This is a genomic window from Paracoccus contaminans, assembly GCF_002105555.1.
GTDB lineage: Bacteria > Pseudomonadota > Alphaproteobacteria > Rhodobacterales > Rhodobacteraceae > Paracoccus > Paracoccus contaminans.
Genome location: NZ_CP020612.1, coordinates 921,646 through 945,731 on the forward strand (window position 1 = coordinate 921,646; position 24,086 = coordinate 945,731).

Annotated in this window: 24 protein-coding genes; 15 read left to right on the forward strand and 9 right to left on the reverse strand. The window is 73.8% G+C overall.

Translation table 11 applies throughout. The features are described 5' to 3' along the window. Positions 1 to 3: 3 nt before the first annotated feature. From cobW to cobJ, 6 genes are read left to right on the forward strand one after another with little or no spacing between them, the layout of a single operon-like run. The gene (gene cobW / locus B0A89_RS04415; protein ID WP_085377099.1) at positions 4 to 1,038 is read left to right on the forward strand and encodes a cobalamin biosynthesis protein CobW; all 1,035 of its coding nucleotides are present in this window, start codon (positions 4 to 6) and stop codon (positions 1,036 to 1,038) included. Next, on the forward strand, positions 1,038 to 4,310 hold the full coding sequence (gene cobN, locus B0A89_RS04420; RefSeq protein WP_085377100.1) for a cobaltochelatase subunit CobN: 3,273 nt from the start codon (positions 1,038 to 1,040) through the stop codon (positions 4,308 to 4,310). Before cobW ends, cobN begins: the two co-directional genes overlap by 1 nt. Then, positions 4,307 to 5,449 carry a precorrin-3B synthase gene (gene cobG / locus B0A89_RS04425; protein ID WP_085377101.1) on the forward strand — a complete coding sequence of 381 codons (1,143 nt, stop codon included), beginning with the start codon at positions 4,307 to 4,309 and terminating at the stop codon, positions 5,447 to 5,449. Before cobN ends, cobG begins: the two co-directional genes overlap by 4 nt. Beyond that, positions 5,436 to 6,062, forward strand: a complete 627-nt coding sequence (locus B0A89_RS04430; protein WP_085377102.1) for a precorrin-8X methylmutase — start codon at positions 5,436 to 5,438, stop codon at positions 6,060 to 6,062. The genes cobG and B0A89_RS04430 overlap by 14 nt, the downstream gene beginning before the upstream one ends. A gap of 23 nt (positions 6,063 to 6,085) precedes the next feature. Continuing rightward, a complete protein-coding gene (locus B0A89_RS04435) occupies positions 6,086 to 6,820 on the forward strand; it encodes a precorrin-2 C(20)-methyltransferase (RefSeq protein WP_205949800.1) in 735 nt (244 codons plus the stop codon). After that, positions 6,817 to 7,563 carry a precorrin-3B C(17)-methyltransferase gene (gene cobJ, locus B0A89_RS04440; protein WP_085377104.1) on the forward strand — a complete coding sequence of 249 codons (747 nt, stop codon included), beginning with the start codon at positions 6,817 to 6,819 and terminating at the stop codon, positions 7,561 to 7,563. The genes B0A89_RS04435 and cobJ overlap by 4 nt, the downstream gene beginning before the upstream one ends. Here cobJ and B0A89_RS04445 read toward each other — a convergent pair. Continuing rightward, positions 7,536 to 8,273, reverse strand: coding sequence for a cobalt-precorrin-6A reductase (locus B0A89_RS04445; protein WP_085377105.1), 738 nt, complete (start codon positions 8,271 to 8,273; stop codon positions 7,536 to 7,538). The two genes, cobJ and B0A89_RS04445, sit on opposite strands and share 28 nt — an antisense overlap. Here B0A89_RS04445 and cbiE point away from each other — a divergent pair. The 5 genes from cbiE (at position 8,272) to cobF (ending at position 13,189) form a co-directional block, all read left to right on the forward strand. Beyond that, the gene (gene cbiE, locus B0A89_RS04450; RefSeq protein ID WP_240558638.1) at positions 8,272 to 9,576 is read left to right on the forward strand and encodes a precorrin-6y C5,15-methyltransferase (decarboxylating) subunit CbiE; all 1,305 of its coding nucleotides are present in this window, start codon (positions 8,272 to 8,274) and stop codon (positions 9,574 to 9,576) included. The genes B0A89_RS04445 and cbiE overlap by 2 nt on opposite strands. Next, complete coding sequence (locus B0A89_RS04455; protein WP_085377106.1) at positions 9,573 to 9,989, forward strand: cobalamin biosynthesis protein; 417 nt, start codon at positions 9,573 to 9,575, stop codon at positions 9,987 to 9,989. The genes cbiE and B0A89_RS04455 overlap by 4 nt, the downstream gene beginning before the upstream one ends. Further along, positions 9,986 to 10,759 carry a precorrin-4 C(11)-methyltransferase gene (gene cobM, locus B0A89_RS04460; RefSeq protein WP_085377107.1) on the forward strand — a complete coding sequence of 258 codons (774 nt, stop codon included), beginning with the start codon at positions 9,986 to 9,988 and terminating at the stop codon, positions 10,757 to 10,759. The genes B0A89_RS04455 and cobM overlap by 4 nt, the downstream gene beginning before the upstream one ends. 131 nt (positions 10,760 to 10,890) lie before the next feature. After that, entirely contained in the window at positions 10,891 to 12,402 is a 1,512-nt protein-coding gene (locus B0A89_RS04465; RefSeq protein WP_205949772.1) for a cobyrinic acid a,c-diamide synthase CobB, read from the forward strand. Between the two features lie 34 nt (positions 12,403 to 12,436). Further along, positions 12,437 to 13,189: a precorrin-6A synthase (deacetylating) gene (cobF, locus tag B0A89_RS04470; protein WP_085377108.1), complete on the forward strand. Its 753-nt coding sequence runs from the start codon at positions 12,437 to 12,439 to the stop codon at positions 13,187 to 13,189. Between the two features lie 3 nt (positions 13,190 to 13,192). On the opposite strand, the gene B0A89_RS04475 is transcribed toward cobF, so the two are convergent. Then, positions 13,193 to 13,960: a hypothetical protein gene (locus tag B0A89_RS04475; protein ID WP_085377109.1), complete on the reverse strand. Its 768-nt coding sequence runs from the start codon at positions 13,958 to 13,960 to the stop codon at positions 13,193 to 13,195. A 263-nt stretch (positions 13,961 to 14,223) separates the two neighbouring features. Between B0A89_RS04475 and cobU the strand changes: the two genes are divergently transcribed. The 3 genes from cobU to cobS are packed head-to-tail and all read left to right on the forward strand — an operon-like array spanning position 14,224 to position 16,492. Further along, positions 14,224 to 14,730: a bifunctional adenosylcobinamide kinase/adenosylcobinamide-phosphate guanylyltransferase gene (gene cobU, locus B0A89_RS04480; RefSeq protein WP_085377110.1), complete on the forward strand. Its 507-nt coding sequence runs from the start codon at positions 14,224 to 14,226 to the stop codon at positions 14,728 to 14,730. Between the two features lie 14 nt (positions 14,731 to 14,744). Then, positions 14,745 to 15,746, forward strand: a complete 1,002-nt coding sequence (cobT, locus tag B0A89_RS04485; protein WP_085377111.1) for a nicotinate-nucleotide--dimethylbenzimidazole phosphoribosyltransferase — start codon at positions 14,745 to 14,747, stop codon at positions 15,744 to 15,746. Beyond that, positions 15,743 to 16,492 carry an adenosylcobinamide-GDP ribazoletransferase gene (gene cobS / locus B0A89_RS04490; protein WP_085377112.1) on the forward strand — a complete coding sequence of 250 codons (750 nt, stop codon included), beginning with the start codon at positions 15,743 to 15,745 and terminating at the stop codon, positions 16,490 to 16,492. Before cobT ends, cobS begins: the two co-directional genes overlap by 4 nt. Before the next feature lie 67 nt (positions 16,493 to 16,559). On the opposite strand, the gene B0A89_RS04495 is transcribed toward cobS, so the two are convergent. Next, positions 16,560 to 17,699, reverse strand: coding sequence for an acyl-CoA dehydrogenase family protein (locus B0A89_RS04495; protein WP_085377113.1), 1,140 nt, complete (start codon positions 17,697 to 17,699; stop codon positions 16,560 to 16,562). Further along, positions 17,696 to 18,850, reverse strand: a complete 1,155-nt coding sequence (locus B0A89_RS04500; RefSeq protein WP_085377114.1) for a CaiB/BaiF CoA transferase family protein — start codon at positions 18,848 to 18,850, stop codon at positions 17,696 to 17,698. The genes B0A89_RS04495 and B0A89_RS04500 overlap by 4 nt, the downstream gene beginning before the upstream one ends. Before the next feature lie 81 nt (positions 18,851 to 18,931). Here B0A89_RS04500 and B0A89_RS04505 point away from each other — a divergent pair, with 81 nt between their 5' ends. Beyond that, complete coding sequence (locus B0A89_RS04505) at positions 18,932 to 19,858, forward strand: LysR family transcriptional regulator (RefSeq protein ID WP_085377115.1); 927 nt, start codon at positions 18,932 to 18,934, stop codon at positions 19,856 to 19,858. Positions 19,859 to 20,010: 152 nt separating this feature from the next. Here B0A89_RS04505 and B0A89_RS04510 read toward each other — a convergent pair whose 3' ends face one another. The 5 genes from B0A89_RS04510 to B0A89_RS04530 are packed head-to-tail and all read right to left on the reverse strand — an operon-like array spanning position 20,011 to position 23,990. Then, complete coding sequence (locus B0A89_RS04510; protein ID WP_085377116.1) at positions 20,011 to 21,141, reverse strand: alpha-D-ribose 1-methylphosphonate 5-triphosphate diphosphatase; 1,131 nt, start codon at positions 21,139 to 21,141, stop codon at positions 20,011 to 20,013. Continuing rightward, positions 21,138 to 21,659, reverse strand: coding sequence for a phosphonate metabolism protein/1,5-bisphosphokinase (PRPP-forming) PhnN (phnN, locus tag B0A89_RS04515; RefSeq protein WP_085377117.1), 522 nt, complete (start codon positions 21,657 to 21,659; stop codon positions 21,138 to 21,140). Before phnN ends, B0A89_RS04510 begins: the two co-directional genes overlap by 4 nt. Continuing rightward, positions 21,656 to 22,339: a phosphonate C-P lyase system protein PhnL gene (gene phnL / locus B0A89_RS04520; protein ID WP_085377118.1), complete on the reverse strand. Its 684-nt coding sequence runs from the start codon at positions 22,337 to 22,339 to the stop codon at positions 21,656 to 21,658. The genes phnN and phnL overlap by 4 nt, the downstream gene beginning before the upstream one ends. Before the next feature lie 2 nt (positions 22,340 to 22,341). Continuing rightward, positions 22,342 to 23,157, reverse strand: coding sequence for a phosphonate C-P lyase system protein PhnK (phnK, locus tag B0A89_RS04525; protein WP_085377119.1), 816 nt, complete (start codon positions 23,155 to 23,157; stop codon positions 22,342 to 22,344). Further along, entirely contained in the window at positions 23,157 to 23,990 is an 834-nt protein-coding gene (locus B0A89_RS04530; RefSeq protein WP_085378747.1) for an alpha-D-ribose 1-methylphosphonate 5-phosphate C-P-lyase PhnJ, read from the reverse strand. Before B0A89_RS04530 ends, phnK begins: the two co-directional genes overlap by 1 nt. Positions 23,991 to 24,086: the final 96 nt, after the last annotated feature.

Sequence of the window (24,086 nt, forward strand, 5' to 3'; positions counted from 1 at the left end):
GCCATGAACGACCTGACCAAGATCCCCGTGACCGTCATCACGGGCTTTCTGGGCGCCGGCAAGACCACGCTGATCCGCCACCTGATGGCCAACCCTCAGGGCCGCCGGCTGGCCGTGCTGGTCAACGAATTCGGCACCGTCGGCGTCGATGGCGACATCCTGAAATCCTGCGCCGACGAGAACTGCCCGGCCGAGAACATCGTCGAGCTGGCCAATGGCTGCATCTGCTGCACCGTTGCCGATGATTTCATCCCCACGATCGAGGCGCTGATGGCCCTGCCACGGCGGCCCGATCACATCCTGATCGAAACCTCGGGGCTGGCGCTGCCCAAGCCGCTGTTGCGGGCCTTTGACTGGCCGGCGATCCGTTCGCGCATCACGGTGGACGGGGTGATCGCCGTCGCCGATGCCGAGGCGGTGGCGGCGGGCCGCTTTGCCCCCGACGAGGCTGCGGTCGACGCCCAGCGTGCCGCGGACGACAGCCTTGACCACGAAACGCCGCTGTCCGAGGTGTTCGAGGATCAGATCGCCTGCGCCGACCTTGTGCTGCTGACCAAGCCCGACCTGGCCGGCGCGGACGGCCTCGCCGCCGCCCGCGCGGTGATCGCCGCCGAGGCGCCGCGCCCGCTGCCTGTCATCGTGGTATCCGAAGGCGCAGTCGATCCGCGCGTCGTGCTGGGCCTGAACGCCGCCGCCGAGGATGACCTTGACGCCCGCCCCAGCCACCATGACGGCGCGGACGATCACGAACATGACGACTTTGATTCCGCCGTGATCGAGCTGCCCGAGATCGCCGACCCCGCCGACCTGACCGCGCGCATCGAGACGCTGGCGCGCGACCATCGCATCCTGCGCGTCAAGGGCCACGTCGCCGTCGCGGGCAAGCCCATGCGCCTGCTGGTGCAGGCGGTCGGCGCGCGGGTGCGCCACCAGTATGACCGCCTCTGGGGCGACGCGCCGCGCGCCTCGCGGCTGGTGGTGATCGCCCAGCATGACGACATCGACCCGGCCCTGATCCGGCAGGTGCTGGGGGCCTGATGCACGTCGTCTTCCGCGAAACCCGCGGCCTCGAGGATGCCGAGGCGCCATTTGATCCGGGGCAGGACGCCGCCGATCTGGTGGTGCTGTCGTTTTCCGACAGCGACCTGGGGGCCTTTGCGGCAGGCTGGCGGCGGGCGGATGGGGGGCTGCCGGCGCTGCGGCTGCAAAATCTTGTGGCGCTGCGCCATCCGCTGTCGGTGGATGCTTATGCCGAGCGGACGCTGGCCGGGGCGCGGGCCATCCTGATCCGGCTGATCGGCGGGGCGGCCTATTGGCCGCACGGGCTGGCGGTGGTGCAGGATATGGCCCGGCGCCGCGGCATCGCGCTGGCGGTGCTGCCCGCCGACGGGGCCGAGGATGCCGCGCTCGAAGCGGCCTCGACGCTGGACAGGCCCGTGCTGCGGCGGCTGGCGGCGCTGTGCGATGCGGGCGGGGCGGTCGCGGCGCAGATGGCGCTGGCCGAACTGGCCCGCGCCGCGGGGCTGGACGCCGCCCCGGTCGCAGGCGCGGCGACGGTGCCGCAGATGGGTCTTTACGATCCGGATGCCGGGGTGATCGCCGCGCTGCCGCAGGGGCCGGTGACGCTGGTCTGTTTTTACCGATCCTATCTGGCTGCGGCCGACACCGCCGCGGTCGATGCCCTGATCGCGGCGCTGCGGGCGCGGGGGCTGGCGGCGATGGGGGTGTTCGCGGCCTCGCTCAAGACACCGGGCTTTGCCGATTGGCTGGCCGAGGCAGTCGGCGCGCGGCCGGTGCAGGCCATCATCAGCGCCACCTGCTTTTCGGCGCGGGGGGACGATGGGGCGACCCCCTTCGACCGCTGGGATTGCCCGGTGCATCAGGTGGTCCTGTCCACCGCGCGCCGCCGCGACTGGGCCGGGTCCGAACGCGGCCTGTCGCCCGCAGACCTTGCCATGCAGGTCGTGCTGCCCGAGGTGGACGGCCGCCTGAACGCCGGGCTCGTGTCGCACAAATCCCCGGCCCGGCGTGACCCTGCGCTGCAATATTCCCGATTTGCCCACCATCCCGACGCGGACCGGCTGGCCGCCGCCGCCGACCGCATCGCGGCCTGGCACCGCCTGGGGCAGACCCCGGCGGCCGAGCGCAGGCTGGCGGTCATCCTGTCCTCATATCCCGGCCGCCCGGACCAGATCGCCCATGCGGTCGGGCTGGACGCGCTCGCCTCGACCGAGGCGCTGCTGGCGGACCTGTCGGCCGAGGGCTGGGCCGTGGCGCCCGGCGCGGCCCAGCCCGCCGCGCTGGCAGAACAGCGCATCAGCTGGCCGCTGGAAGACTACGCCGCCGCGCTGGCCGCCCTGCCGGCGGCGCTGCGGGACGAGCTGGCAGCGACTTGGGGCGCGCCCGCGGATGACCCGGCGGTGTCCCGCGGCGCCTTCAGCTTCGCCGCCCTGCGCCGGGGCAACGCCTTGATCGCGCTGCAGCCGGAACGCAGCGATCCGGCCCGGCGCGCCGAGGATTACCACGATCTGTCCCGCGTGCCCCGCCACGGTTACGTGGCCTTCTACCTGTGGCTGCGATCGCAAGGGCTGCACGCGATCGTCCACATGGGGGCGCATGGCACGCTGGAATGGCTGCCCGGCAAGGCCGCCGCGCTGTCGGGTGCCTGCTGGCCCGAGGCGCTGATCGGCCCGGCGCCGGTCATCTATCCCTTCATTGTCAACGACCCCGGCGAGGCCGCGCAGGCCCGCCGCCGGATCGGGGCACTGACGCTGGGCCACCTGCCCCCGCCGCTGATCGCCAGCGACACGCCGGACGAATTGCGGCGGCTGGAATCGCTGCTGGACGAATATTCGACCGCCGACGGGCTGGACCCGGCCCGCCGCGCCCGGCTGATCGCCGATATCCGCGCCGAGGCGCAGGGCCGCGGGATCGAGGCGGACCTTGGCCTGCCCCCCGACGCCGGCATGGCCGAGGCGATCACCCGCATCGACCGCTTTGTCTGCGACCTCAAGGACAGCCGCTTTGGCGACGGCCTGCACGTGCTGGGCCGCGGCGCTTGCGGAAACGCCGAGCGCGCGGGGCTGGCCCGCGCCCTGTCCGGGCTGCGGGTCGCGCCGGGGCCGTCCGGCTCTCCGGCGCGGGGGCGGGCGGACGTGCTGCCCACCGGGCGCAACCTGTTTTCCGTCGATCCTCGCGCCGTGCCGTCCCGGTCTGCCCATGCGCAGGGGGTCAAGCTGGCCGAAGAGCTGCTGCGCCGCCACCTGCAGGACCACGGCGACTGGCCACGCGGCCTGGTCGTGAATCTGTGGGGCAGCGCCACGATGCGGACGGCGGGCGAGGAGATCGCCATGGCCCTGCACCTGGCCGGGCTGGCGCCCGTGTGGGACGCGGGGGCCGAGCGCGTCTCGGGCGTCGAGGCGATTCCGCTGGCGCTGCTGGGCCGGCCGCGCATCGACGTGACGCTGCGCGTCTCGGGGCTGTTCCGCGACGTGTTCCCGTCGCTGGCGGCGCTGTTCCACACCGGCACGGCGATGCTGGCCGCGCGTGAGGAAAGCGCCGCCGACAACCCCTATCGCGACAGCGCCCCCCGCATCTTCGGACCCCAGCCCGGCCGATACGGCATGGGGATCGCGCAGGGCGATCTGGCCCCGGCGGCGCGCGATGCGGCGGGGGCCGCGTGGCTGTCGGCCTCGGCTTGGGCCATTGCGGCCGATGGCAGCGCAGCCCCTGACCGCGCGGCGCTGGAAAAGCGTCTGCGGGGCGCGGACAGCCTGGTTCACGCACAGGATCTGGCCGAAACCGATCTGCTGGTGGCCGCCGACTATCCCGCCCATCTGGGGGGCTTCGCCGCCGCCATGACCCATCTGGGGGCCGACGCGCCGGCCATCTATCATCTTGATTCCACGCGCCCTGGAACCCCCCGCGCCCGCGCGCTGCCCGAGGAGATCGCCCGCGTCGTGCGCGCCCGCGCCGCCAACCCCGCCTGGGCGGACGGGATGATGCGCCACGGCTTTCGCGGGGCGGCCGAAATCGCGGCGACGCTGGACCATATGGCCGCCTTTGCCCATCTGGCCGGGGCGGTGCCGGCGCATCTGTTCGACCTGTATCACGCCGCCACCCTGGGCCGGCCCGAGGTCGCGGCCTTCATGGCGCGCGAGAACCCCGCCGCGCTGGCCGCCCTGCGCGATCGCTTTGCCGCGCTGCGGGCGGCCGGGCTGTGGGCGACGCGCCGCAATTCGACCCATGCGGCGCTTGCCCCCCCAGGGGACAAGGCGCAGGCCGCCCCGCCGGGCCGGGCCGCGCCATGACGGCCCCGGTGATCCGCGGATGGTGCCCGGGCGCGCTGCGGCCGATGGAATCGGGCGACGGGCTGGTGGTGCGCGTGCGCCCGCCGGGCGGGCGCCTCAGCCCGGCGCAGGGCCGCGCGCTGGCTGCGGCGGCGCGCATCCATGGCAACGGGTTGATCGACCTGACCGCCCGCGCCAGCCTGCAGCTGCGCGGGGCCAGCGCCGCGGGCCATGCCGCCCTGATCGCCGACCTGCGCGCGGCCGGGCTGGTCGATGAGGGCCCGGCCGCCGAGGCGCGGCGCAACATCATCATCACCCCCTTTGCCGATGCCCCGACCGATGCGCTGGCCGCGCGGCTGGCCGGGGCGCTGGCGCAAGGTCCGCTGCTGCCGGCCAAGTTCGGCTTTGCGGTGGATTGCGGCCCGGTGCGGGTGCTGGCACAGACATCGGCCGATATCCGGCTGGAACGGGCGGCGGATGGCGGGCTGATCCTGCGGGCCGACGGCTGCGCGCTGGGCGCGCGGGTGACGCCCGACACCGCCCCTGCCGCCGCGGCCGCGCTGGCGCAGTGGTTCCTGGAGGCCGGCGGGGCCAGCGGCGGGCGGGGCCGCATGGCGGCGCTGATGGCCCGCGGCGCGCGCCCCCCCGCTGCGCTGGCGCCCACCGATGCCCCCGCCGCCGCGCTGCCCGAACCCCAGCCCGGCCCGGTTCCGCAAGGGGTGCTGGCCGCGATCGCCTTCGGCCAGCTGCCGGCCGAGACGCTGGCGGCGCTGGCCGCGCTGGGCCCGCTGCGCCCGACCCCGTGGCGGATGCTGCTGGTCGAGGGCGCGGCGGCGGTGCCCGACCTGCCGGGCCTGGTGCGCGCGGGCGATCCGCTGCGCCGCGTACATGCCTGCACCGGCGCGCCCGGCTGCGGACAGGCGCTGCAACCGACACGGCCCCTGGCCCGCCGCCTTGCGGCCGGCCTGCCTGCGGGGGCGGTGCTGCATGTCTCGGGCTGCGCCAAGGGTTGCGCCCATCCCGCCCCCGCCGACCTGACCCTGACCGCGACGGCCTGCGGCTTTGACCTGATCCGGCGCGGGAAGGCGGGCGATGCCCCCATCCGCCGCGGGCTGGACCCTGCGATGCTTTTCCTTGAGGATCCCGATGCCCCACTATGAAACCGACGGCGCGGCGATCTATCGCCAGTCCTTTTCCATCATTCGGGCCGAGGCCGACCTGACCCGCTTTGACGCGGACGAGGAGCCCGTGGTCGCCCGCATGATCCATGCCGCGGGCATGGTCGGGCTGGCGGGCCATGTCCGCTTCACCCCCGGCATGGCCGCGGCGGCGCGCGCGGCGCTGGCGGCGGGGGCGCCGATCCTGTGCGATGCCCGCATGGTCAGCGAAGGCATCACCCGCGCCCGCCTGCCCGCCGGCAACGCGGTCATCTGCACCCTGCCCGATCCCGCCGTGCCCGCGCTCGCGGCGCGGATGGGCAACACACGCTCGGCCGCGGCGCTCGAGCTGTGGCGCCCGCATCTGGGAGGCGCGCTCGTCGCCATCGGCAATGCGCCGACGGCATTGTTCCACCTGCTCGACATGCTGGCCGATCCCGCCTGCCCGCGCCCGGCGGCGATCATCGGCTGCCCCGTGGGTTTTGTCGGCGCGGCCGAATCCAAGGACGCGCTGATGGCCGCCCCGCCCGCCCCGGCCCTGATCGTCGAAGGCCGGCTGGGCGGATCGGCCATCACCGCCGCCGCCGTCAACGCGCTGGCGAGCCGCGCGGAATGAGCGGGGCGCAGGCCGCGATGCCGGTGGGGCGCATCCTCTGCGCCGGGCTGGGTCCGGGCGATCCGGGCCTGATCTCGGTCCGCGCCGACCGGGCGATCCGCGCCGCGCGCCATGTGGCCTATTTCCGCAAGCGCGGCCGGCTGGGCCAGGCGCGGCGGATCGTCGAGGGGATGCTGGCCCCCGGCGCGGTCGAATGGGCGATGGAATACCCCGTCACGACCGAGCTGCCCTTCGACAGCCCCGCCTATGGCGCGGCGCTGGCGGCGTTCTATGACGACTGGGCGGCGCGGCTTGCGGGGCTGGCCGATGCGGGGCACGAGGTTGTCGTGCTTTGCGAGGGCGATCCGTTCCTCTATGGCTCGTTCATGCATCTGCACAGCCGCCTGCAGGACCGCGCCGCGGTCGAGGTGATCCCCGGCATCCCCGGCATGACAGGGTGCTGGCACGCGACGGGGGTGCCGATCACCTGGGGCGACGATGTGCTGACCGTGCTGCCCGGCACCCTGCCCGAGGATGAGCTGGTGCGCCACATGGCCGGGGCAGATGCGCTGGCGGTGCTGAAAACCGGGCGCAACCTGCCGCGCGTGCGCCGGGCGCTGGAACGGGCGGGCCGTCTGGATCAGGCATGGCTGGTCGAACGGGGCACCATGCCCGGCCAGCGTGTCGCCCGCCTGGCCGAGATCGAGGCCGCCGACTGCCCCTATTTCGCCATGGTGCTGGTCCATGGGACCGGCCGGCGCCCCGAGGCGCCGGAATGACCGGCGCGCGCGCCCCGGGCTGGGTGGCGGTCGCGGGCCTCGGCCCCGGCAACGCGGCGCTGGTCACGCCCGAGGTCGCGGCGGCGCTCGCGCAGGCGAGCGATGTGGTCGGCTATGCCCCCTATGTCGCGCGCGTTCCCCTGCGCGCGGGGCTGGCGCGCCACCCCTCGGACAACCGGGTCGAGCTGGACCGCGCGGCGCTGGCGCTGGATCTGGCGGCGGCGGGGCGGCGGGTGGTCGTCGTGTCCTCGGGCGATCCGGGGGTCTTTGCGATGGCCTCGGCCCTGTTCGAGGCGGCCGAGGGGCGCGCCATGCTGCCCGACATCCGCATCCTGCCCGGCATCACCGCGATGCTGGCGGCGGCGGCGCGCGCGGGGGCGCCGCTGGGGCATGATTTCTGCGCCATCAACCTGTCGGACAATCTCAAGCCCATGGCGGTGATCGAACACCGCATCCGCCATGCCGCGCAAGGCGGCTTTGCCATGGCGTTCTACAACCCCCGCTCGGCCGCGCGCCCGCACCAGTTCGCGCGCGTGCTGGACCTGCTGCGCGAGGAATGCGAGCCGGCGCGCCTGCTGGTCTTTGCCCGCGCCGTCACCACCCCCGACGAACGCCTGCTGACCGTGACACTGGCCGAGGCCGAGCCGCAGATGGCCGACATGCGCACCGTCGTGATCGTCGGCAACGAGGCGACACGGCGGGTCGGGCGCTGGGTCTATACGCCGCGGGGCGCCGCGCGATGAAGCCAGGCCATCACCGCGTCCACCGTCGCGGCCTCGGCGCGGGGGGGCGGGGCGGGGCGGTCGATCATGACGACGGGCAGGCCCAGCATCCGCGCCGCCGCGATCTTGGCGGATGCGCCGGCGCCGCCGGCATTCTTGGCGACCACATGGGTCACGCCATGATCGCGCATCAGCGCCAGATCGCCCGCGACCGTGAAGGGGCCGCGATCCACGATGACCCTTGCCCCGGCCAGCGGCTGGGGCGCGGGATCAACCAGCCGCAGCACCCAGGCGTGGGGCAGGCCGGCAAAGCCGCCAAGCGACTGGCGGCCGATCGCCAGGAACACGGTCGCGGGGCGCTGCGGCAGGGCGGCGACGGCACCGGCGATGTCCGCCACGCGGGTCCAGCGGTCGCCCGGCCCCGGCTGCCAGGGCGGCCGCTGCAAGCCCAGCAGCGCCGCACCCTGCGCCGCGCAGGCGGCGGCGGCATTGCAGCTGATCTGCGCCGCAAAGGGGTGGGTGGCGTCGACCACATGGCTGATCCGTTCGTCCGCCAGATAGCGGGCCAGCCCCGCCGCCCCGCCAAAGCCGCCGATGCGCAGCGGCAGCGGCTGGGCCGCGGGCGCGGCGGTGCGGCCGGCATAGGAATAGACGGCGTCCAGCCCCGCCGCGGCCAGCCGCCCGGCCAGCGCCGCGGCCTCGGCGGTGCCGCCCAGCAGGAGAATGCGCATGGCTGACCCGTGGCTGTCGATCATCGGCATCGGCGAGGATGGCCTGGCCGGCCTGCCCTGTGCAAGCCGCGAGGCGCTGGACGCGGCGGCGATCGTGTTCGGCGGGCCGCGCCATCTGTCGCTGGCGCAGGTCGGGGCGCGGGGGCGGGAATGGCCCGTGCCCTTCGACCTGGGGCCTTTGCTGGCGCTGCGCGGGACGCGGGCGGCGATGCTGGTATCGGGCGATCCGTTCTGGCACGGGGCGGGCGGGCTGCTGGCGGCGCGCCTGCCGGCCGCCGAATGGCGCGCCTTTCCCGCGCCGGGGACATTCTCGCTGGTGGCCGCGCGCCTCGGCTGGCGGATCGAGGAGACGCGCTGCCTGGGGCTGCACGCCGCGCCGCTTGCCCGGCTGCGCCCGGTCATGGGCCGGGGGGTGCGCGCGATCTGCACGCTGCGCGACGCGGCGGCGGTGCCCGCGCTGGCCGACTGGCTGGCCGCCCACGGCCTGGGCGCGACCCGGATCACCGTCTGCGAGGCGCTGGGCGGCCCGCGCGAGCGCATCCGCGAGGGCGCGCACTGGCCCGACATCGCCGGGCCGGTGGCGGTGGCGCTGGACGGGGCGGCGCTGCCCCGGGGGGCGGGTCTGGCGCGCGCGGCCGGCCTGCCCGATGCGCTGTTCGCCCATGACGGGCAGATCACAAAGGCGCCGGTGCGCGCGCTGACGCTGGCCGCGCTGGCCCCCCGGCCGGGCGAGCTGCTGTGGGACATCGGCGCGGGATCGGGATCGGTTTCGGTCGAATGGTGCCTGGCCGGTGGGCGCGCCATCGCGATCGAGCGGCGGGCCGACCGTATCGCCAATATCCGCCGCAATGCCGACGCCTTCGGCATCGCCCACAGGCTGAAGATCGTTCAGGGGGACGCCGCTGGGGTGCTGGACGATCTGGACGAACCCGATGCCGTCTTTGTCGGGGGGGGCGGCGATGCTGTCCTCGACCGTCTGGCCGCAAGTGGCCACGACCACGGGCCAGCGCCCGAAAGGGGACGGGACGGGGGCGACGCATCGGGCGAGAAACCGGGCGTGACGGCCGCGGCTAGGGGCGCCGCAGGCGGCGCGGCGGCGCAGGCCGGGCGCTGGCAGGTGGGGGCGGGCGCGCCGCGGCTGGTCGCCAATGCGGTCACGCTGGAAAGCGAGGCGCGGCTGGCCGGGCTGCATGCCGCGCGGGGCGGGCGGCTGCTGCGCATCGACCTGGCCGAGGCCGCGCCGCTGGGCCGCTATCGCGGCTGGCAGCCCGCGCGCCCGCTGGTGCAATGGATCTGGCCATGAGGGTCGCGGGGATGGGGTTCCGATCCGCAGCCACGCTGGCTGACCTGCGCGCCGCGCTGCGCCTGGCCGAGGATCGCGCCGGGCCGGCACAGGCGCTGGCCACCGCTGCGGCCAAGGCGGATGCGCCCGCGCTGCTGGCGCTGGCGGCCGAACGCGGGCTGCCCATCATCGCCGTTGCGGTCGCGGGCCGCGCCACGCCCACGCAATCGCCCGCATCCCTTGCCGCCCGCGGCACAGGCAGCGTGGCCGAGGCCGCCGCGCTGGCCGCGGCCCGGCCCCCTGCCCGGCTGCTGACGCCGCGCCTGATCGCGGGCGCCGCCACCTGCGCCATGGCCCAATCCGATCCCGGCCCCCAGCCCCCAGCAGGGCGGGCCGGGGCCGGGGGCGCCATCCCCGACAAGGAAGAACCATGACCGTCCATTTCATCGGCGCCGGTCCCGGCGCGCCCGATCTCATCACCCTGCGCGGGCGCGACCTGATCGCCGCCTGCCCGGTCTGTCTTTACGCCGGCAGCCTGGTGCCGCAGGCGCTGCTGGCCCATTGCCCGCCCGGCGCGCGCATCGTGAACACCGCCGCGCTGAGCCTCGACGAGATCATCGCCGAGATGGCAGGCGCCCATGAACGCGGCCTCGATGTCGCACGGCTGCATTCGGGCGATCTGTCGGTCTGGTCGGCGATGGGCGAGCAGCTGCGCCGCCTGCGTGCCCTCGGCATCCCCCATGACGTGACGCCGGGGGTGCCATCCTTTGCCGCCGCTGCCGCGGCGCTGGGAACGGAACTGACACTGCCCGGCATTGCGCAGTCGGTGGTGCTGACGCGCATGGCGGGCCGCGCCTCGGCAATGCCGGACGGCGAGACGCTGGAAGCCTTTGCCGCCACCGGCGCGACCCTGGCCATTCACCTGTCAGTGCATATGTTGGCCGAGATGCAGGCCCGCCTTGCCCCCTGTTATGGCGCGGACTGCCCGGTGGCGGTCGTCTTTCGCGCCAGCTGGCCCGATCAGCGCATCCTGCGCGCCACGCTGGGCACGCTGGACCCCGCGATCGGAAAGGACGAGCGCACCGCGCTGATCCTTGTCGGCCCGGCCCTGGCGGCCGAGGGCTTTGATGACAGCCGCCTTTACGCCGCGGATTATGACCGCCGCTTCCGCCCGGTCGGCACCGCCCCGCGGTTTCCCGGCTGAGCCGCGCCATGCCCGCCCTGCCCGCCCTGCCCGCCGCCCTGCCAGGCGCCCCGGCCCGCCCGGTGGCGGCGATGTCCCCGGCGACGGCCCCCGCCGCGTCCCGGCCGCCGGCCGCCGCAGGGCCCGCAGCCATGGCTGACGGCCCTGCCCCTGCCGCAGCCCCCGGCCTGATGATCGCGGCGCCTGCCTCGGGCTGCGGCAAGACGACGGTGATGCTGGGCCTGCTGGCGGCGCTGCGCGCGCGTGGCATCAGCGTGCAGAGCTTCAAGAACGGGCCGGACTATATCGACCCCGCCTTTCACGCCGCGGCCACGGGCAGGGTTTCGCCCAATCTTGACAGCTGGGCCATGGGCGCGGGCCGGATCGCCCGGCTGATCGCCGGGGCCGAGCCGGCCGACCTGATCCTGGCCGAAGGGTCGATGGGCCTTTTCGACGGGGTGGCGCAGGCGGGCGCGGCCGGGACCGGGGCGACGGCCGACATCGCCGCGCTGACGGGCTGGCCGGTCGTGCTGGTCCTCGACGCGGGGGGACAGGCGCAGACCGCGGGGGCCGTGGCGCTGGGGCTGGCCCGCTTTCGGACCGATGTCAGCGTGGCGGGGGTGATCGTGAACCGCGTCGCCTCGGCCCGCCACCTGGCGCTGGCCCGCGCCGGGATCGAGGCGGCGGGGCTGCCCGTCCTGGGGGCGCTGCCGCGGCAAGGGGTAAAGCTGCCCGAACGGCATCTGGGCCTTGTGCAGGCGGCCGAGCTGCCGCGGCTGGGCGCGCTGCTTGACGAGCTGGGCCGCTTTGTCGCGCAGCATTGCGACCTTGAGGCAATCATTGCCGCCGCGCGGCCGCCCTTGTGCGGCACGCAAGGCATGGCCGGCGCCGCCGGGGGCCGCGCCGGGTCCGCGACAGCGCCCGCCGCCGCTGCGGGCGGAACAGGGGGCGCCCCATCCGCCGCGGCCCGGCAAGCCGCGCCGCATCCCGGCGCCGGACCGCGCTCGGCCGCCGCGCCGCGCCCTGAGGCCCGCCCCGTCGCCGCCATGGACCCCGCGCCCATCCCCGCCCCGGCAGAGCGCATCGCCCTTGCCCGGGACGAGGCGTTCTCGTTCCTCTATCCCCATGTCCTTGCGGCCTGGCGGGCGCAGGGGGCGACGGTGCTGCCCTTCTCGCCCTTGATGGACGAACCGCCCGATCCCTCGGCCGGCGCCTGCTGGCTGCCCGGCGGCTATCCCGAACTGCATGCCGGGCGGCTGGCGGCCTGCGGCCGCTTTCTGGCGGGGCTGCGCCGCTTTGCCGACACGCGCCCCGTCCATGGCGAATGCGGGGGGTATATGGTTCTGGGGGCGGGGCTGGTCGCGGCGGACGGCACGCGGCACGCGATGGCGGGGCTGCTGGGGCTGGAAACCAGCTTTGCCGCGCGGCGCATGCATCTGGGCTATCGCCTGGCCCGGGCGATCGGACCGGCCCCCTTCGCCGCGGCGCGGGGCCATGAATTCCACTATGCCGCGATCCTGTCCCAGCCCGACCCGGCGCTTGCCCATGTCACCGACGCCGCCGGCGCCGCCGTGCCGGAAACCGGATCCTTCCGCATCCAGCCCGGCGGCGGGGCGAGCACGGGCAGCTTCTTTCACCTCATCGCCCCGGCCGAGGATGCATGAGCGCGCGTCACCCCCGGCCCAGGGCGCGTCGGCCATGATCGAGCTGACCCTGATCGGCATCGGGACCGGCAATCCCGACCATCTGACGATCGAGGCCACGCGCGCCATCGCCGCGGCCGATCTGCTGCTGGTGCCGCTGAAAGGCGCGGACAAGGCCGACCTGGCCGGGCTGCGCCGCCATATCGCCGCGCGCTGGACGACAGGCGCGCGGATCGAGGAATTCGACCTGCCCAGCCGCGGGCAGGGCGGCGACTATCTGGCCGGGGTCGAGGCATGGCATGATGCGATCGCCGCGCTGTGGGCTGCGCGCATCGCCGCCCATCTGGACGCGGGCGGGGGGCCGCGGGTGGCGCTGATGGTCTGGGGCGATCCCTCGCTTTACGACAGCAGCCTGCGCATTGCCGAACGGGTCGGGCGGATGCTGCCCCTGTCGGTGCGGGTGATCGCGGGGATCACAGCCATCCAGGCGCTGTGCGCGGCCCATGCCATCCCGCTGAACCGCCTGGGCGCGCCGGTGACGATCACCACGGGGCGCCGCCTGCGGCAGGGCTGGCCGGAAGGCGCAGATACGGTGGTCGTGATGCTGGATGCGGGGGGCGCCTTCCTGTCAGTGCCCCCGCAAGGGGTGACGATCTGGTGGGGCGCCTTCCTGGGAATGCCCGAACAGATCCTGGATGCCGGCCCGCTGGCCGAGGCGGGCGGGCGCATCATGCGCAGCCGCGCGGCGGCGCGGGCGGCCCATGGCTGGATCATGGACATCTATCTGATGCGGCGCGTCGATGGCTGAGCGTCATTCCCCCCCGACCCGGAAGCGCAGCAGGCTGCGCCCCCCCGCCGCCAGCAGCGCGGCGCGCCAGCAGGGCGGCACCGCGCCGCGGCGGAAGATCAGCCCGCGGGCCGAGCCTGTATGCGCTGCCGTCCAGCCCAGCGCCCCCAGCGCGCGCGCGGCCTGCGCCGCGCGGTCATCGCCCCAGCGCCGCGCCGCCGATTCGCTGGCCAGCGCCGCCTGCCGCGGCAGGTCGGCCGCGCGCCATCCGGCGATCAGGTCGGAAATGTCGGCAAAGGCGCCTGCATCCCGCGTGGCCTGCGGCGGGCCGAAAAAGCCGCCGACGATCTCGCAGCGGGCCAGCGGCGGCATGGCCCCCAGCACCCGCCCCTCGCGCGAGGCCCACAGCAGCCGCCCCGCCCCTGGCAGCATCAGCGGATCGGACGCGCCTTCCACAGCGACGCAGGCGCGGGCCAGATCCATCGGATCGCCGCGCCAGCCGGCCAGCCGCGCCAGCGCCACCAGCGCCGCCGTCGAACAGCCCGCCCCGCCCCCGACCGGCAGGCGCGCGCGGATCAGCACCCGGCCGGGAAAACCCAGCCCCAGCCGGCGCAGCAGCCCCCGCGCCAGCGGCGGCGGCAGCGGCCCCGCCACCGCCGCGCCCGGCCCCGTCACCTGCGCCGCGATCACCGGCAGCGGCAAGGGCAGGGTCATCAGCGCGACAGGCCCCTCCGGCCCCAGCCGCCCTTGCAGGAGTTCACCGAAATGACCCGGAACCGACAGCATCCTCATCCCGAAACCCCGCCTTTGCCCGGCGCGCCCGATGCCGGCGCATGGCGGGCGGGCAGAGGGGCGCGGGCCGTCGCGCCCGGGCCGAAGGCCAGCCCGCCGGCCCGGCGGCGTGCCTGCCCTCTGGCCCGCGCCGGCGCGCGCCCTTGCCTCCGCGCGGGGGCAGCGGCGGGGCAGGTCGGGCCGGATCGTCTCGCGTGGTCCAGGGCGGCGCCTCGGTGCAGGTCGGGCCAAGCTGTGGCGCCCCCGATGGCAAAGCTCAAGCCATGAGCCGGATCGTGCTGGTCACCGGGGGCGCACGGTCGGGCAAAAGCGCCGTCGCCGAGGAGCGGACGCTGCGCCTTGGCAGCCCGGCCGTCTATATCGCCACCGCCGAGGCCCATGATGCCGAAATGGCCGAACGCATTGCCGCCCACAGGGCGCGGCGCGGACCGCAATGGCAGACCGTCGCCGCGCCGCTTGACCTGCCCGGCGCGCTGGCCGCGACCGAAGGCGCGCCGCGCCTTGTCGATTGCCTGACGCTGTGGCTGTCCAACCTGATGCTGGCCGGCCGCGATACGGCGCAGGCGCGGCAGGCGCTGGCCGCCGCGCTGGGCGCGGCACGCTCGCCCGTGGTGCTGGTGACCAACGAGGTCGGCTGGGGCATCGTGCCCGACAACCCGCTTGGCCGGCGCTTTCGGGACGAGGCGGGCCTGCTGGGCCAGCGCGTCGCCGCCATCGCCGACGAAGTCTGCCTGGTGGCCTGCGGGCTGCCCCTGATGCTCAAGGGATGAAAAGGAGAGAACGGATGTTCCGACTGGATACGCTGGATGATCTGCAAGGGCTGGCGGCCCGGCTGCCGCAGCTGGACAAGGGGGCCGCCGCGCAGGCCCGCGAGCGGCAGGCGCAGCTGACCAAGCCGCCCGGCTCGCTTGGGCGGCTGGAGGATCTGGCCGTCTTCATGGCCGGCTGGCGCGGCACCGACCGCCCGCGCATCGAGCGCGCGCAGGCCCTGGTCTTTGCCGGCAATCACGGCGTCTGCGCCCAGGGGATCAACGTCTTTCCGCAAGAGGTGACGACGGGCATGGTTGCCAATTTCGCCGCCGGCGGGGCGGCGATCAACCAGCTGTGCCGTGTCGCAGGGGCCGATCTGAAGGTGGTCGCGCTTGACCTTGACCGGCCGACCGCGGATTTCACCCAAGGCCCGGCGATGAGCGCCGATGAGACGCTGGAGGCGCTGAACCGGGGGGCGGCGGCGGTCGATCCGCAGGCCGACGTGCTGCTGCTGGGGGAAATGGGGATCGGCAATTCCACCATCTCGGCGGCGCTGGCGCTGGCCGTCTTTGGCGGGACGGCGCAGGACTGGACCGGGCACGGCGCGGGGGCCGATGCGGCGCTGATGGATCGCAAGACGCGCGCGGTCGCGGCGGCGGCGGCGCGGCATGCGGGCCTGGGGCCGGGCGCGACGCTGGCGGCCCTGGGGGGGCGCGAGCAGGCCGCGATCTGCGGGGCGGTGCTGGCGGCGCGGGCGGCACGCATCGCGGTGCTGCTGGACGGGTTCATCTGCACCGCCGCCGTCGCACCGCTGCATGCGGCCGATCCGGCCCTGCTGGATCACTGCATCGTCAGCCATTGCAGCGCCGAGGCCGGTCACCGCGCGCTGCTGGCGGCGATGGGCAAGGTGCCGCTGCTGGATCTGGGCATGCGCCTGGGCGAGGGGACGGGGGCGGCGGTGGCGCTGTCGGTGCTGCGCCACGCGCTGGCCGCCCATGACGGCATGGCCACCTTTGCCGAGGCGGGCATCGGATGAGCCTGCGCCGGCGATGGGCCGAACTGCGGCTGGCGCTAGGCCTGCTGACGCGCCTGCCGGCAGGGACGATCACGCCCTGCCCGCCGATGGGCGCGGCGGTCTGGGCCTATCCGCTGGCGGGCATCGCGCCGGGGCTTGCCGCGGCGCTGGCGCTGTGGGCGGGCGGCGCGGCCGGGCTGCCGGCCGCCGCCGCCGCGCTGCTGGCGCTGGCGGCGGGGGCGCTGGTCACGGGCGGGCTGCACGAGGACGGGCTGGCCGACCTGACCGACGGGCTGTCGGGCGGGCGGACGCGGGAGCGGCGGCTTGAGATCATGCGCGACAGCCGCATCGGCAGCCACGGGGCGCTGGCGCTGATCCTGGCGACGGGGCTGCGCGCCGCGGCGCTGGGGGCGCTGCAGGGCGGGGCGGTGCTGACGGTGCCGCTGGCGGCCGCGATGCTATCGCGGGCCGGGCTGGGGCCGGTGATGCGGGCGCTGCCGCCCGCCCGGCCCGGCGGCCTGGGCGACAGCGCGGCGCGGGGATCATCGCTGGCGCGCGCGGCAGCCGGGGCAGTGATCGCCGCCGCCGCCGCCCTTGCGTTGCTGGGCGCCGCCCCCGCGATCCTTGCGCTGGCCGCCGGGGCGATCGCGACGGCGGGGGTTGCCCTGCTCGCGCGGGCGCGGCTGGGCGGATACAGCGGCGATGTTCTGGGCGCGGCCCAGATCGCGGCGGAAACCGCCGTGCTGCTGGCCCTGTGCCGCGCCTGACCGGCCGGGCGGTGGGTGCTGGAAAGCCCGCCCCCTGCCCCGCGCCGACCGACGCGGCCCTGCCCGCCTAGCGTTCGGCCAGCAGGCCGCGGGCGATGATGCTGCGCTGAATCTCGGAGCTGCCTTCATAGATGCGGAAGATGCGCAGGTCGCGCAGATGGCGTTCCACGGGGAAATCCCGGCAATAGCCGTAGCCCCCGTGGATCTGCAACGCCCGGTCGGCAATCCGCCATGCCGCCTCGGAAGCGAACAGCTTGGCATGGGCGCTTTCGCTGGAATAGCGCGCCCCCGTGCCCCGCAACCGCGCCGCCGCCAGGCCCAGCGCGCGGGCGGCGGCCAGATCATTGGCGCAATCGGCCAGCATCCATTGCAAGCCCTGGAAATCCGCGATCGGGTGGCCGCCGACCTGCCGTTCCCTGGCATAGGCAACTGCCGCCCGCAGCGCCGCATCGGCGATGCCGGTGGCCTGGGCCGCGACCTCGATCCGGCCGTTGTCCAAGACCTTCATCGCGGTGCGAAAGCCGGTGCCTTCGGGACCGATCCGGTTTTCGGCCGGCACGAAGCAGCCATCGAGGCTGACGGTAAAGACATGCCCGCCGCGCAGGCCCATCGTGCGCTCGGCCGGGCCAAAGGCGATGCCGGCCGCGCCCTTGGGCTCGACGACAAAGGCCGACACGCCCCTTGCGCCTGCATCAGGGTCGGTCTTGGCATAGACCACCATGAAATCGGCCGCGCCCGCATTCGAGATGAAGCATTTGGTTCCGCGCAGCCGGTATCCCTCGCCGTCGCGCACGGCCAGAGTCCTCATGTCGGCAGGGTTCGAGCCTGCCTGCGGCTCGGTCAGCGCAAAGGCGCCCAGGCGGCCCGCCGCCGCCCCCGGCAGAAACCTGCGGCGCAGCGCCTCGTCCCCGCCCAGATGAAGCGAATCGGTCGCCAGGTAATGCGCCGTCAGCATCGAGGCGGTCGCGCCGCAGGCCCCCGCGACCAGTTCGACCGCGCGGTACAGCGCGGGGCCGGACAGGCCCAGCCCGCCATCGTCCTCGGGCAGGTTCAGGCCCATCAGGCCCAGCTCGGCCATGGCGGGCAGGTGGCAGGTCGCAAAGGTCGCGGTTTCGTCCAGTTCGGCCGCGCGGGGGGCCAGCACGCCTTCGGCAAAGCGGGCGATCTGGTCCAGGATGGCGGCTTCTTCGTCGTTCCAGTCGGTCATGGCTTCATCCCCAGTTCGGCGCGGATCGCGGCGCCATGTTCATCCTGTGCCGGCGCCCCCGCCCGCCCCCCGCGCGGGCTGCCCGAGAAATGCACCGGCTGTTCGGGCAGGCTGATCCGGCCCAGCGCCGGATGGACGACATCCGACCACAGCCCGCGCGCCTGCGCCTGTTCGGAGCGCCATGCCTGCCGGGCCGAGGACAGCTCCGAGGCGGGCACCCCCGCCGCCGTCAGCGCCGCCACTGCCTGCGCCGCGCTCAGCCCCCCGGCCCATCCCGCGATGGCCTGCGCCAGGACGGGTTCATGTGCGCGCCGGCTTTCATCGCTGGCCATGCGCGGATCGCCGGCCAGAGCGGGCTGGCCGATCACCGTGCAGAAGGCCGCGAACAGCTTGTCGTTCAGCACCGCGACGGCGAAATGCCCCTGCCCCGCCGGATAGACGCCGAAGGGCGCGGACAGCGCATGGCGGTTGCCGGTGCGCACGGGATCGCCGTCGCAGACCAGCACCCGTGCCCCGGCGGACGGCATCATCGAGAGCAGCGCATCGAACAGCGCCAGATCGACCACCCGGCCCCGCCCGGTCCGGCTGCGGTCGAACAGCGCCACCATGATCCCCCAGGCGGCAAACAGCCCGCCCGCAACATCGGCGATGGCCTCGCCCACCATCGTGGGGGGCGTGCCCGGCTCTCCGGTCATGTCCATCAGGCCGGACATGGCCTGCACGATGATGTCATAGGCCGGGCGGTCGGCAAAAGGCCCGCTCTGCCCGAAGCCCGAGATCGAGGCATAGACCAGCCCCGGATTGGCGGCCTGAAGGCTTGCCGCATCCAGCCCCAGCCGCGCCATCACGCCGGGGCGGAAGTTTTCGACCAGCACATCCGCGCGCGCTGCCAGATCCCGCGCCACCGCCAGGTCGGCGGGCGCGCGCAGGTCCAGAACGATGGATCGCTTGCCGCGGTTGGCTGTCTGGAACAGCGCGCTCTCGCCGTCCCGGAACGGGCCGATATGGCGGTATTCGTCGCCCCCCGGTCCCTCGACCTTGATGATGTCGGCGCCCAGATCGGCCATCAGCGCGGTGGCATAGGGCCCGGCCAGCACCCGCGTGAAATCCAGCACCCTGACGCCCTCGAGCGGTCTTCGATCCTCGGTCATCCTGTTCCCCTGCCTTGCGTGGGCCAGGATAGGCGCGCGGTGCCTATAGGCAGAAATACTGCTTTGTGATAGACTGGATCAATGCAGCCTATTCCCATCAGCCTGCGGCAGATCGCCTATGTGATGGCCGTGGCCGAAACCGGCTCGACCGCCGCCGCGGCGCGGGCCTGCCATGTCTCGCAGCCCTCGGTGTCGCAGGCCGTATCCCGGATCGAGGCGCATTTCGGCCATCCCCTGTTCCTGCGCCTTCCGGGACAGGGGATGCGCCCGACCCCCTTCGGCCGTCAGAAGCTGGCCGCCCTGGCATCGCTGCTGGGCCATGCCCGCACCGCCTTGTCGCCCGCAACCGGGCCGGCGGGGGAACTTGTCCTGGGCGTCTATTCGACGCTTGGTCCGCGCTATGCCCCGCGGCTGGTGCGCGGCTTTACCGCCCGCCATCCGGCCGCGCGCATCACCCTGGCCGAAGGCGATCTGGCCGAACTGGTCCGCGGCCTGCGCAGCGGCCGGATCGACCTGGCCCTCGTCTATGACGCGGATCTGCCGGCCGATCTTGGCCTCAGCCCGCTAGGGGCCGTTCCGCCCCATGCGCTGGTCGGTCCGGGCCACCCTCTGGCGGGGGCGGGGGCCGTTTCGCTGCGCGATCTGGCGGGTGATCCGATGGTGCTGATCAACCTGCCCCACAGCCGGGGCTATTTCCTGTCGCTGTTCCAGATCATCGGCGCGGCCCCCCGCATCATCGCCGAGACGGGCTCGATCGAGATGCTGCGCGCCATGGTCGCCAATGGCATGGGCACCGGCCTGCTGGCGACGGACCTGCCCCATGACCTGTGCTATGACGGCGGCTGCGTGGTGCGCCTGGCCCTGACCGATCCCCTGCCCCCCAGCCGCATCGCCCTGGCGCGCGCGTCGGCCCTGCACCCTTCGGAAACGGCGGCGGCCTTTGCGGATTTTGCGGCGCAGGCGCTGGGGGACGGTGGCACCCCCGCCCGCCGACCCGCCGGCGGCTGAGCGGGGGCTTGCCTGCCGGCCCGCGCGCCTGTCGAGCCAAGGACGACACCCTCCCCGCGCATTGCCGGCAGGCCCTGGCGCCGTCCGCGGCGCGGGCCGCCCCTGACGGGCAGGATGAAGGGCAGGCCCCCGGCGGCCCGCGCGAAAGGGCGTCAGCCCACCTGCCGGCCGCGGCACCACACGCCGCGGATGCGGGGGGTGCGGTCCAGCGAGGCGATGCGGATCAGGTCGGCGCGCAGGCCGGTTTCGATCCGGCCCCGGTCGTCAAGCCCCGTCGCCGCGGCGGGGGTGGCGGTGACCGTGGCAAAGGCGCGCGGCACATCGCCCCAGATCGAGGCCAGCCGGGCTGCCGCGAGCATCAGGCTGGAGGGAATGTAATCCGAGGACATGATGTCCAGCAGCCCTTCGCGCGCCAGCGTTTCGGCGGCGACATTGCCCGAATGGCTGCCCCCGCGGATCAGGTTGGGCGCGCCCATGATCGTCAGGATCCCATGCTCGCGGCAGGCGCGCGCCGCCTCGATCGTGGTGGGAAACTCGGCCAGGCGGATGCCGTGGGCGGCGCTTTGCTCGACATGGGCGCGCGTGGTGTCGTCATGGCTGGCCATGACCGCGCCCATCCGCGCCGCAAGGCGGACAGCCGCCTCCTCATGGGCATCGCCATGGCGGGCGCGGATTCCGGTCAGCAGCGCCACGTGATCGGCGAACTGGTCATCGGACATGCCGTATTTGCCCTGTTCGTATTCCTTCAGCTTGTCCATGTCGCGGAACTGCCGAAAGCCCGGCGTGTGATCCATCAGGCTGACCAGCCGGACCCGGTGATCGCTGCCGAAAGCCTCCATCTCCTCCAGCATGGTTTCGGAACAGATCTCGGCGCGCAGATGGATGAAATGGCTGATGCGGGTTTCATGGGCGGCGGCGAGGGTGTTGATCTCCTCGGCCAGCGGCAGGGCATAGGGCGCATAGTTCGACTTGGCCCCGCCAATGGAGCCGACGCGCAGCGCGTCGAACACCGTCGTGATCCCGGCGCTGGCCAGTTCTCCGTCATGGGCCAGGATCGCGGCGGCATGGGGCCAGTCCACGCCGGGGCGGGGGCGGATATGGCGTTCCAGGTTGTCGGTGTGCAGCTCGACCAGCCCCGGCGCGACGTGATCGCCCGCGCAGTCGATCGCGCCCGGCGGCACCTCCGTCCCTTCGGTGATGCCGGCGATCCGGTCGCCCTCGACATGAACGGCGCCCCGCATCACGCGGCCGGGCAGGATCAGGTTGGCATTGGCAAGGATCATGGCGTTTGTCCAATGGCTGCAAGAAAGGCCGCCGTCGCGTCGGCGAGCGGGCCGGAATTGTCGATGGTCGTGACCTCGGCCCCGCAGGGGGCCTGCGGGGCGCCCCGGTCCAGCCGGGCGGCGATGCCGGCCGCATCCTCGCGCCCGCGGGCGGCAAGCCGGGCCGCCAGAACCTCGGGGCGGGCCGTGACATTCAGGATGGCGATGCCGGGAAAGACGCGCGCGGCGTCGTCCAGGATGCGGCGCGACAGGTTCATCAGCACCGCTTCGGCCTGCGGCAGCGCGTGGGGGATGGCATAGGACAGGCCATGCGCCGTCCAGTCCAGCGCAAAGGCGCCCGCGGCCTTGCGGCGGGCGAACTCGGCCGGGGTGACGGGCTCGAAATCCTCGCCCCCCGCCTCTGCCGGACGGGTGATCACGCGGCGCACCAGCGCCACGCCGGGCCGGGCGGCGGCGGCGGCCGCCATCAGCGTGTCCTTGCCCGCGCCCGAAGGGCCGACCACGGCAAACAGCCTCATGCCGCGGCCTGCGGGGTAAAGCCGGTCACATCCACCGCGCGGTCGCACAGACGGGCACGGGCGGCCTCGTCATGAAAGATGCCCAGGATCGCCGCACCGCGGGCCTTGGCCTCCTCGATCATGGTCATGACGGTTTCGCGGTTGGCGGGATCGAGGCTGGCGGTCGGCTCGTCCAGCAGCAGGGCGGGATAGGGATGGACAAAGCCGCGGGCGATGTTCACGCGCTGCTGCTCGCCCCCCGAAAAGGTGGTGGGCGACAGCCCCCAGAGCCGCTCTGCGATGCGCAGGCGCGCCAGCAGCCCGGCGGCGCGCGCCTCGGCCTCGCCTGCCGGCACGCCCAGCGTCAGCAGCGGCTCGGCCACCACGCGCAGGGTGGGAACGCGGGGCAGCACGCGCAGGAACTGGCTGACATGGCCCAGCGTCCCCTTGCGCAGCGCGATCACCGCCCGCGGGGCGGCGCCCGATATCACCGTGTCCCCGACCCGGATCACCCCATGGTCGGTGCGATAGTTCCCCCAGATCATCCGCATCAGCGTCGATTTTCCCGCGCCCGATGCGCCTGTCAGCGCCACGCATTCGCCCGGCGCCACCGACAGGGTGGCGCCCTCCATCACCCGCAGCACCGCGCCGCCCTGGTTGTGCAGCGTGAACGCCTTGCCGACATTCTCGACCGAAATCATCATCACACCTGCAGGACCGAGGATACGAGGAGCTGTGTATAGGCATGCTGGGGATCGTCCAGCACCTGATCGGTCAGGCCCTGTTCGACCACGCGCCCGTCCTTCATCACCAGCAGCCGGTCGGCCAGCAGCCGCACCACCGCCAGGTCATGCGTCACCAGCACCGCCGACAGGCCCATGTCGCGCACAAGCCCCCGCAGCAGATCCAGCAGCCGCGCCTGCACGCTGACATCCAGCCCGCCCGTCGGCTCGTCCATGAAGGCAAGGCGCGGGCCGCTGACCAGGTTGCGCGCGATCTGCAAACGCTGCTGCATCCCGCCCGAGAACTGCCGCGGGCGGTCGTCGATGCGGGCGGGGTCGATTTCCACCCGCTCCAGCCAGCCCGCGGCGGCGGCGCGGATGCGGCCGTAATGGCGCGCGCCGGTGGCCATCAGCCGTTCGCCGACATTGCCGCCCGCGCTGACCCCCATGCGCAGCCCGTCGCGCGGGTTCTGGTGGACGAAGGCCCATTCCGTGCGCGCCAGATGCCGGCGGGCGGGTTCGTTCATCGTGACGGTATCGACCGGGCCGTCCGGCCCATCATAGATCACCGCGCCCGCATCCGGCGCCATCTGCCCCGACAGGCAGGCCAGCAGCGTCGATTTGCCCGAACCGCTTTCGCCGACAATGCCCATCACCTCGCCCGGCCACAGATCGAAGCTGACATCGGCGCAGCCGATGCGCGCGCCGTAATGCCGGGTTATCCCGCGCACGGACAGAAGCGGCCCGGCCCCTTCGGCCCGGCCGGCCTTTTCGCCAAAGGCGGCTGCCCCGTCCATCACGCGCCCTCCTTCGCCCGGTGGGCGCAGTAATCCGTGTCCGAGCAGACGAACATCCGCCCCCCCGCATCATCGGTGATGACCTCGTCCAGATAGCTGGCGGTCGATCCGCAGATGGCGCAGGCATGATCGGCCTTGGCAGCCACGAAGGGATGATCCTCGAAATCAAGGCTGACCACCCGCGTATGGGGGGGCAGCGCATAGATGCGCTGTTCGCGCCCCGCCCCGAACAGCTGGATCGCCGGGCAGTCGTTCAGCTTGGGGTTGTCGAACTTGGGAATGGGCGAGGGGTCCATGACATAGCGCCCGGCGACCTCGACCGGATAGGCATAGGATGTGGCGATCTCGCCATGGCGGGCGATGTCCTCGTAAAGCCGCACCTGCATCAGCCCGTAATCGGCCAGGGCGTGGATGCGGCGGGTCTCGACCTCGCGCGGCTCGAGGAACCGCATCGGTTCGGGGATGGGCACCTGATAGACGAGGATCTGCCCTTCGGTCAGGGGCGTTTCGGGGATGCGGTGGCGGGTCTGGATCACCGTCGCCTCGCTCGTGCGCTCGGTCACGGCGACGCCGGCGGTGCGCTGAAAGAACTTGCGGATGCTGACGGCGTTGGTGGTGTCATCGGCGCCCTGGTCGATGACCTTGAGCACGTCGTCCGGCACCAGCACCGCGGCCGTCACCTGCACCCCGCCGGTGCCCCAGCCATAGGGCATCGGCATCTCGCGGCTGGCAAAGGGCACCTGATAGCCCGGCACCGCGATCCCCTTGAGGATCGCGCGGCGGATCATCCTCTTGGTGTCCTCGTCCAGATAGGCGAAGTTGTAGTCGGTCATGGCGGCATCCGCGGGCACGGGGGGCGGCAAGGCGGCCCCAGACGCGGCGGCCCCGGCAGGGGCGGGGGCGTGGGTGGGGGCGGGACGGGCCTGCAC

What these genes read in the sequence shown, in the direction of transcription:
- cobW (WP_085377099.1), top strand. Translation starts at nt 4, where the DNA reads ATGAACGACCTGACCAAGATCCCCGTGACCGTCATCACGGGCTTTCTG.
- cobN (WP_085377100.1), top strand. Translation starts at nt 1,038, where the DNA reads ATGCACGTCGTCTTCCGCGAAACCCGCGGCCTCGAGGATGCCGAGGCG.
- cobG (WP_085377101.1), top strand. Translation starts at nt 4,307, where the DNA reads ATGACGGCCCCGGTGATCCGCGGATGGTGCCCGGGCGCGCTGCGGCCG.
- B0A89_RS04430 (WP_085377102.1), top strand. Translation starts at nt 5,436, where the DNA reads ATGCCCCACTATGAAACCGACGGCGCGGCGATCTATCGCCAGTCCTTT.
- cobJ (WP_085377104.1), top strand. Translation starts at nt 6,817, where the DNA reads ATGACCGGCGCGCGCGCCCCGGGCTGGGTGGCGGTCGCGGGCCTCGGC.
- cbiE (WP_240558638.1), top strand. Translation starts at nt 8,272, where the DNA reads ATGGCTGACCCGTGGCTGTCGATCATCGGCATCGGCGAGGATGGCCTG.
- B0A89_RS04445 (WP_085377105.1), bottom strand. Translation starts at nt 8,273, where the DNA reads ATGCGCATTCTCCTGCTGGGCGGCACCGCCGAGGCCGCGGCGCTGGCC.
- B0A89_RS04455 (WP_085377106.1), top strand. Translation starts at nt 9,573, where the DNA reads ATGAGGGTCGCGGGGATGGGGTTCCGATCCGCAGCCACGCTGGCTGAC.
- cobM (WP_085377107.1), top strand. Translation starts at nt 9,986, where the DNA reads ATGACCGTCCATTTCATCGGCGCCGGTCCCGGCGCGCCCGATCTCATC.
- B0A89_RS04465 (WP_205949772.1), top strand. Translation starts at nt 10,891, where the DNA reads ATGGCTGACGGCCCTGCCCCTGCCGCAGCCCCCGGCCTGATGATCGCG.
- cobF (WP_085377108.1), top strand. Translation starts at nt 12,437, where the DNA reads ATGATCGAGCTGACCCTGATCGGCATCGGGACCGGCAATCCCGACCAT.
- B0A89_RS04475 (WP_085377109.1), bottom strand. Translation starts at nt 13,960, where the DNA reads ATGAGGATGCTGTCGGTTCCGGGTCATTTCGGTGAACTCCTGCAAGGG.
- cobU (WP_085377110.1), top strand. Translation starts at nt 14,224, where the DNA reads ATGAGCCGGATCGTGCTGGTCACCGGGGGCGCACGGTCGGGCAAAAGC.
- cobT (WP_085377111.1), top strand. Translation starts at nt 14,745, where the DNA reads ATGTTCCGACTGGATACGCTGGATGATCTGCAAGGGCTGGCGGCCCGG.
- cobS (WP_085377112.1), top strand. Translation starts at nt 15,743, where the DNA reads ATGAGCCTGCGCCGGCGATGGGCCGAACTGCGGCTGGCGCTAGGCCTG.
- B0A89_RS04495 (WP_085377113.1), bottom strand. Translation starts at nt 17,699, where the DNA reads ATGACCGACTGGAACGACGAAGAAGCCGCCATCCTGGACCAGATCGCC.
- B0A89_RS04500 (WP_085377114.1), bottom strand. Translation starts at nt 18,850, where the DNA reads ATGACCGAGGATCGAAGACCGCTCGAGGGCGTCAGGGTGCTGGATTTC.
- B0A89_RS04505 (WP_085377115.1), top strand. Translation starts at nt 18,932, where the DNA reads ATGCAGCCTATTCCCATCAGCCTGCGGCAGATCGCCTATGTGATGGCC.
- B0A89_RS04510 (WP_085377116.1), bottom strand. Translation starts at nt 21,141, where the DNA reads ATGATCCTTGCCAATGCCAACCTGATCCTGCCCGGCCGCGTGATGCGG.
- phnN (WP_085377117.1), bottom strand. Translation starts at nt 21,659, where the DNA reads ATGAGGCTGTTTGCCGTGGTCGGCCCTTCGGGCGCGGGCAAGGACACG.
- phnL (WP_085377118.1), bottom strand. Translation starts at nt 22,339, where the DNA reads ATGATTTCGGTCGAGAATGTCGGCAAGGCGTTCACGCTGCACAACCAG.
- phnK (WP_085377119.1), bottom strand. Translation starts at nt 23,157, where the DNA reads ATGGACGGGGCAGCCGCCTTTGGCGAAAAGGCCGGCCGGGCCGAAGGG.
- B0A89_RS04530 (WP_085378747.1), bottom strand. Translation starts at nt 23,990, where the DNA reads ATGACCGACTACAACTTCGCCTATCTGGACGAGGACACCAAGAGGATG.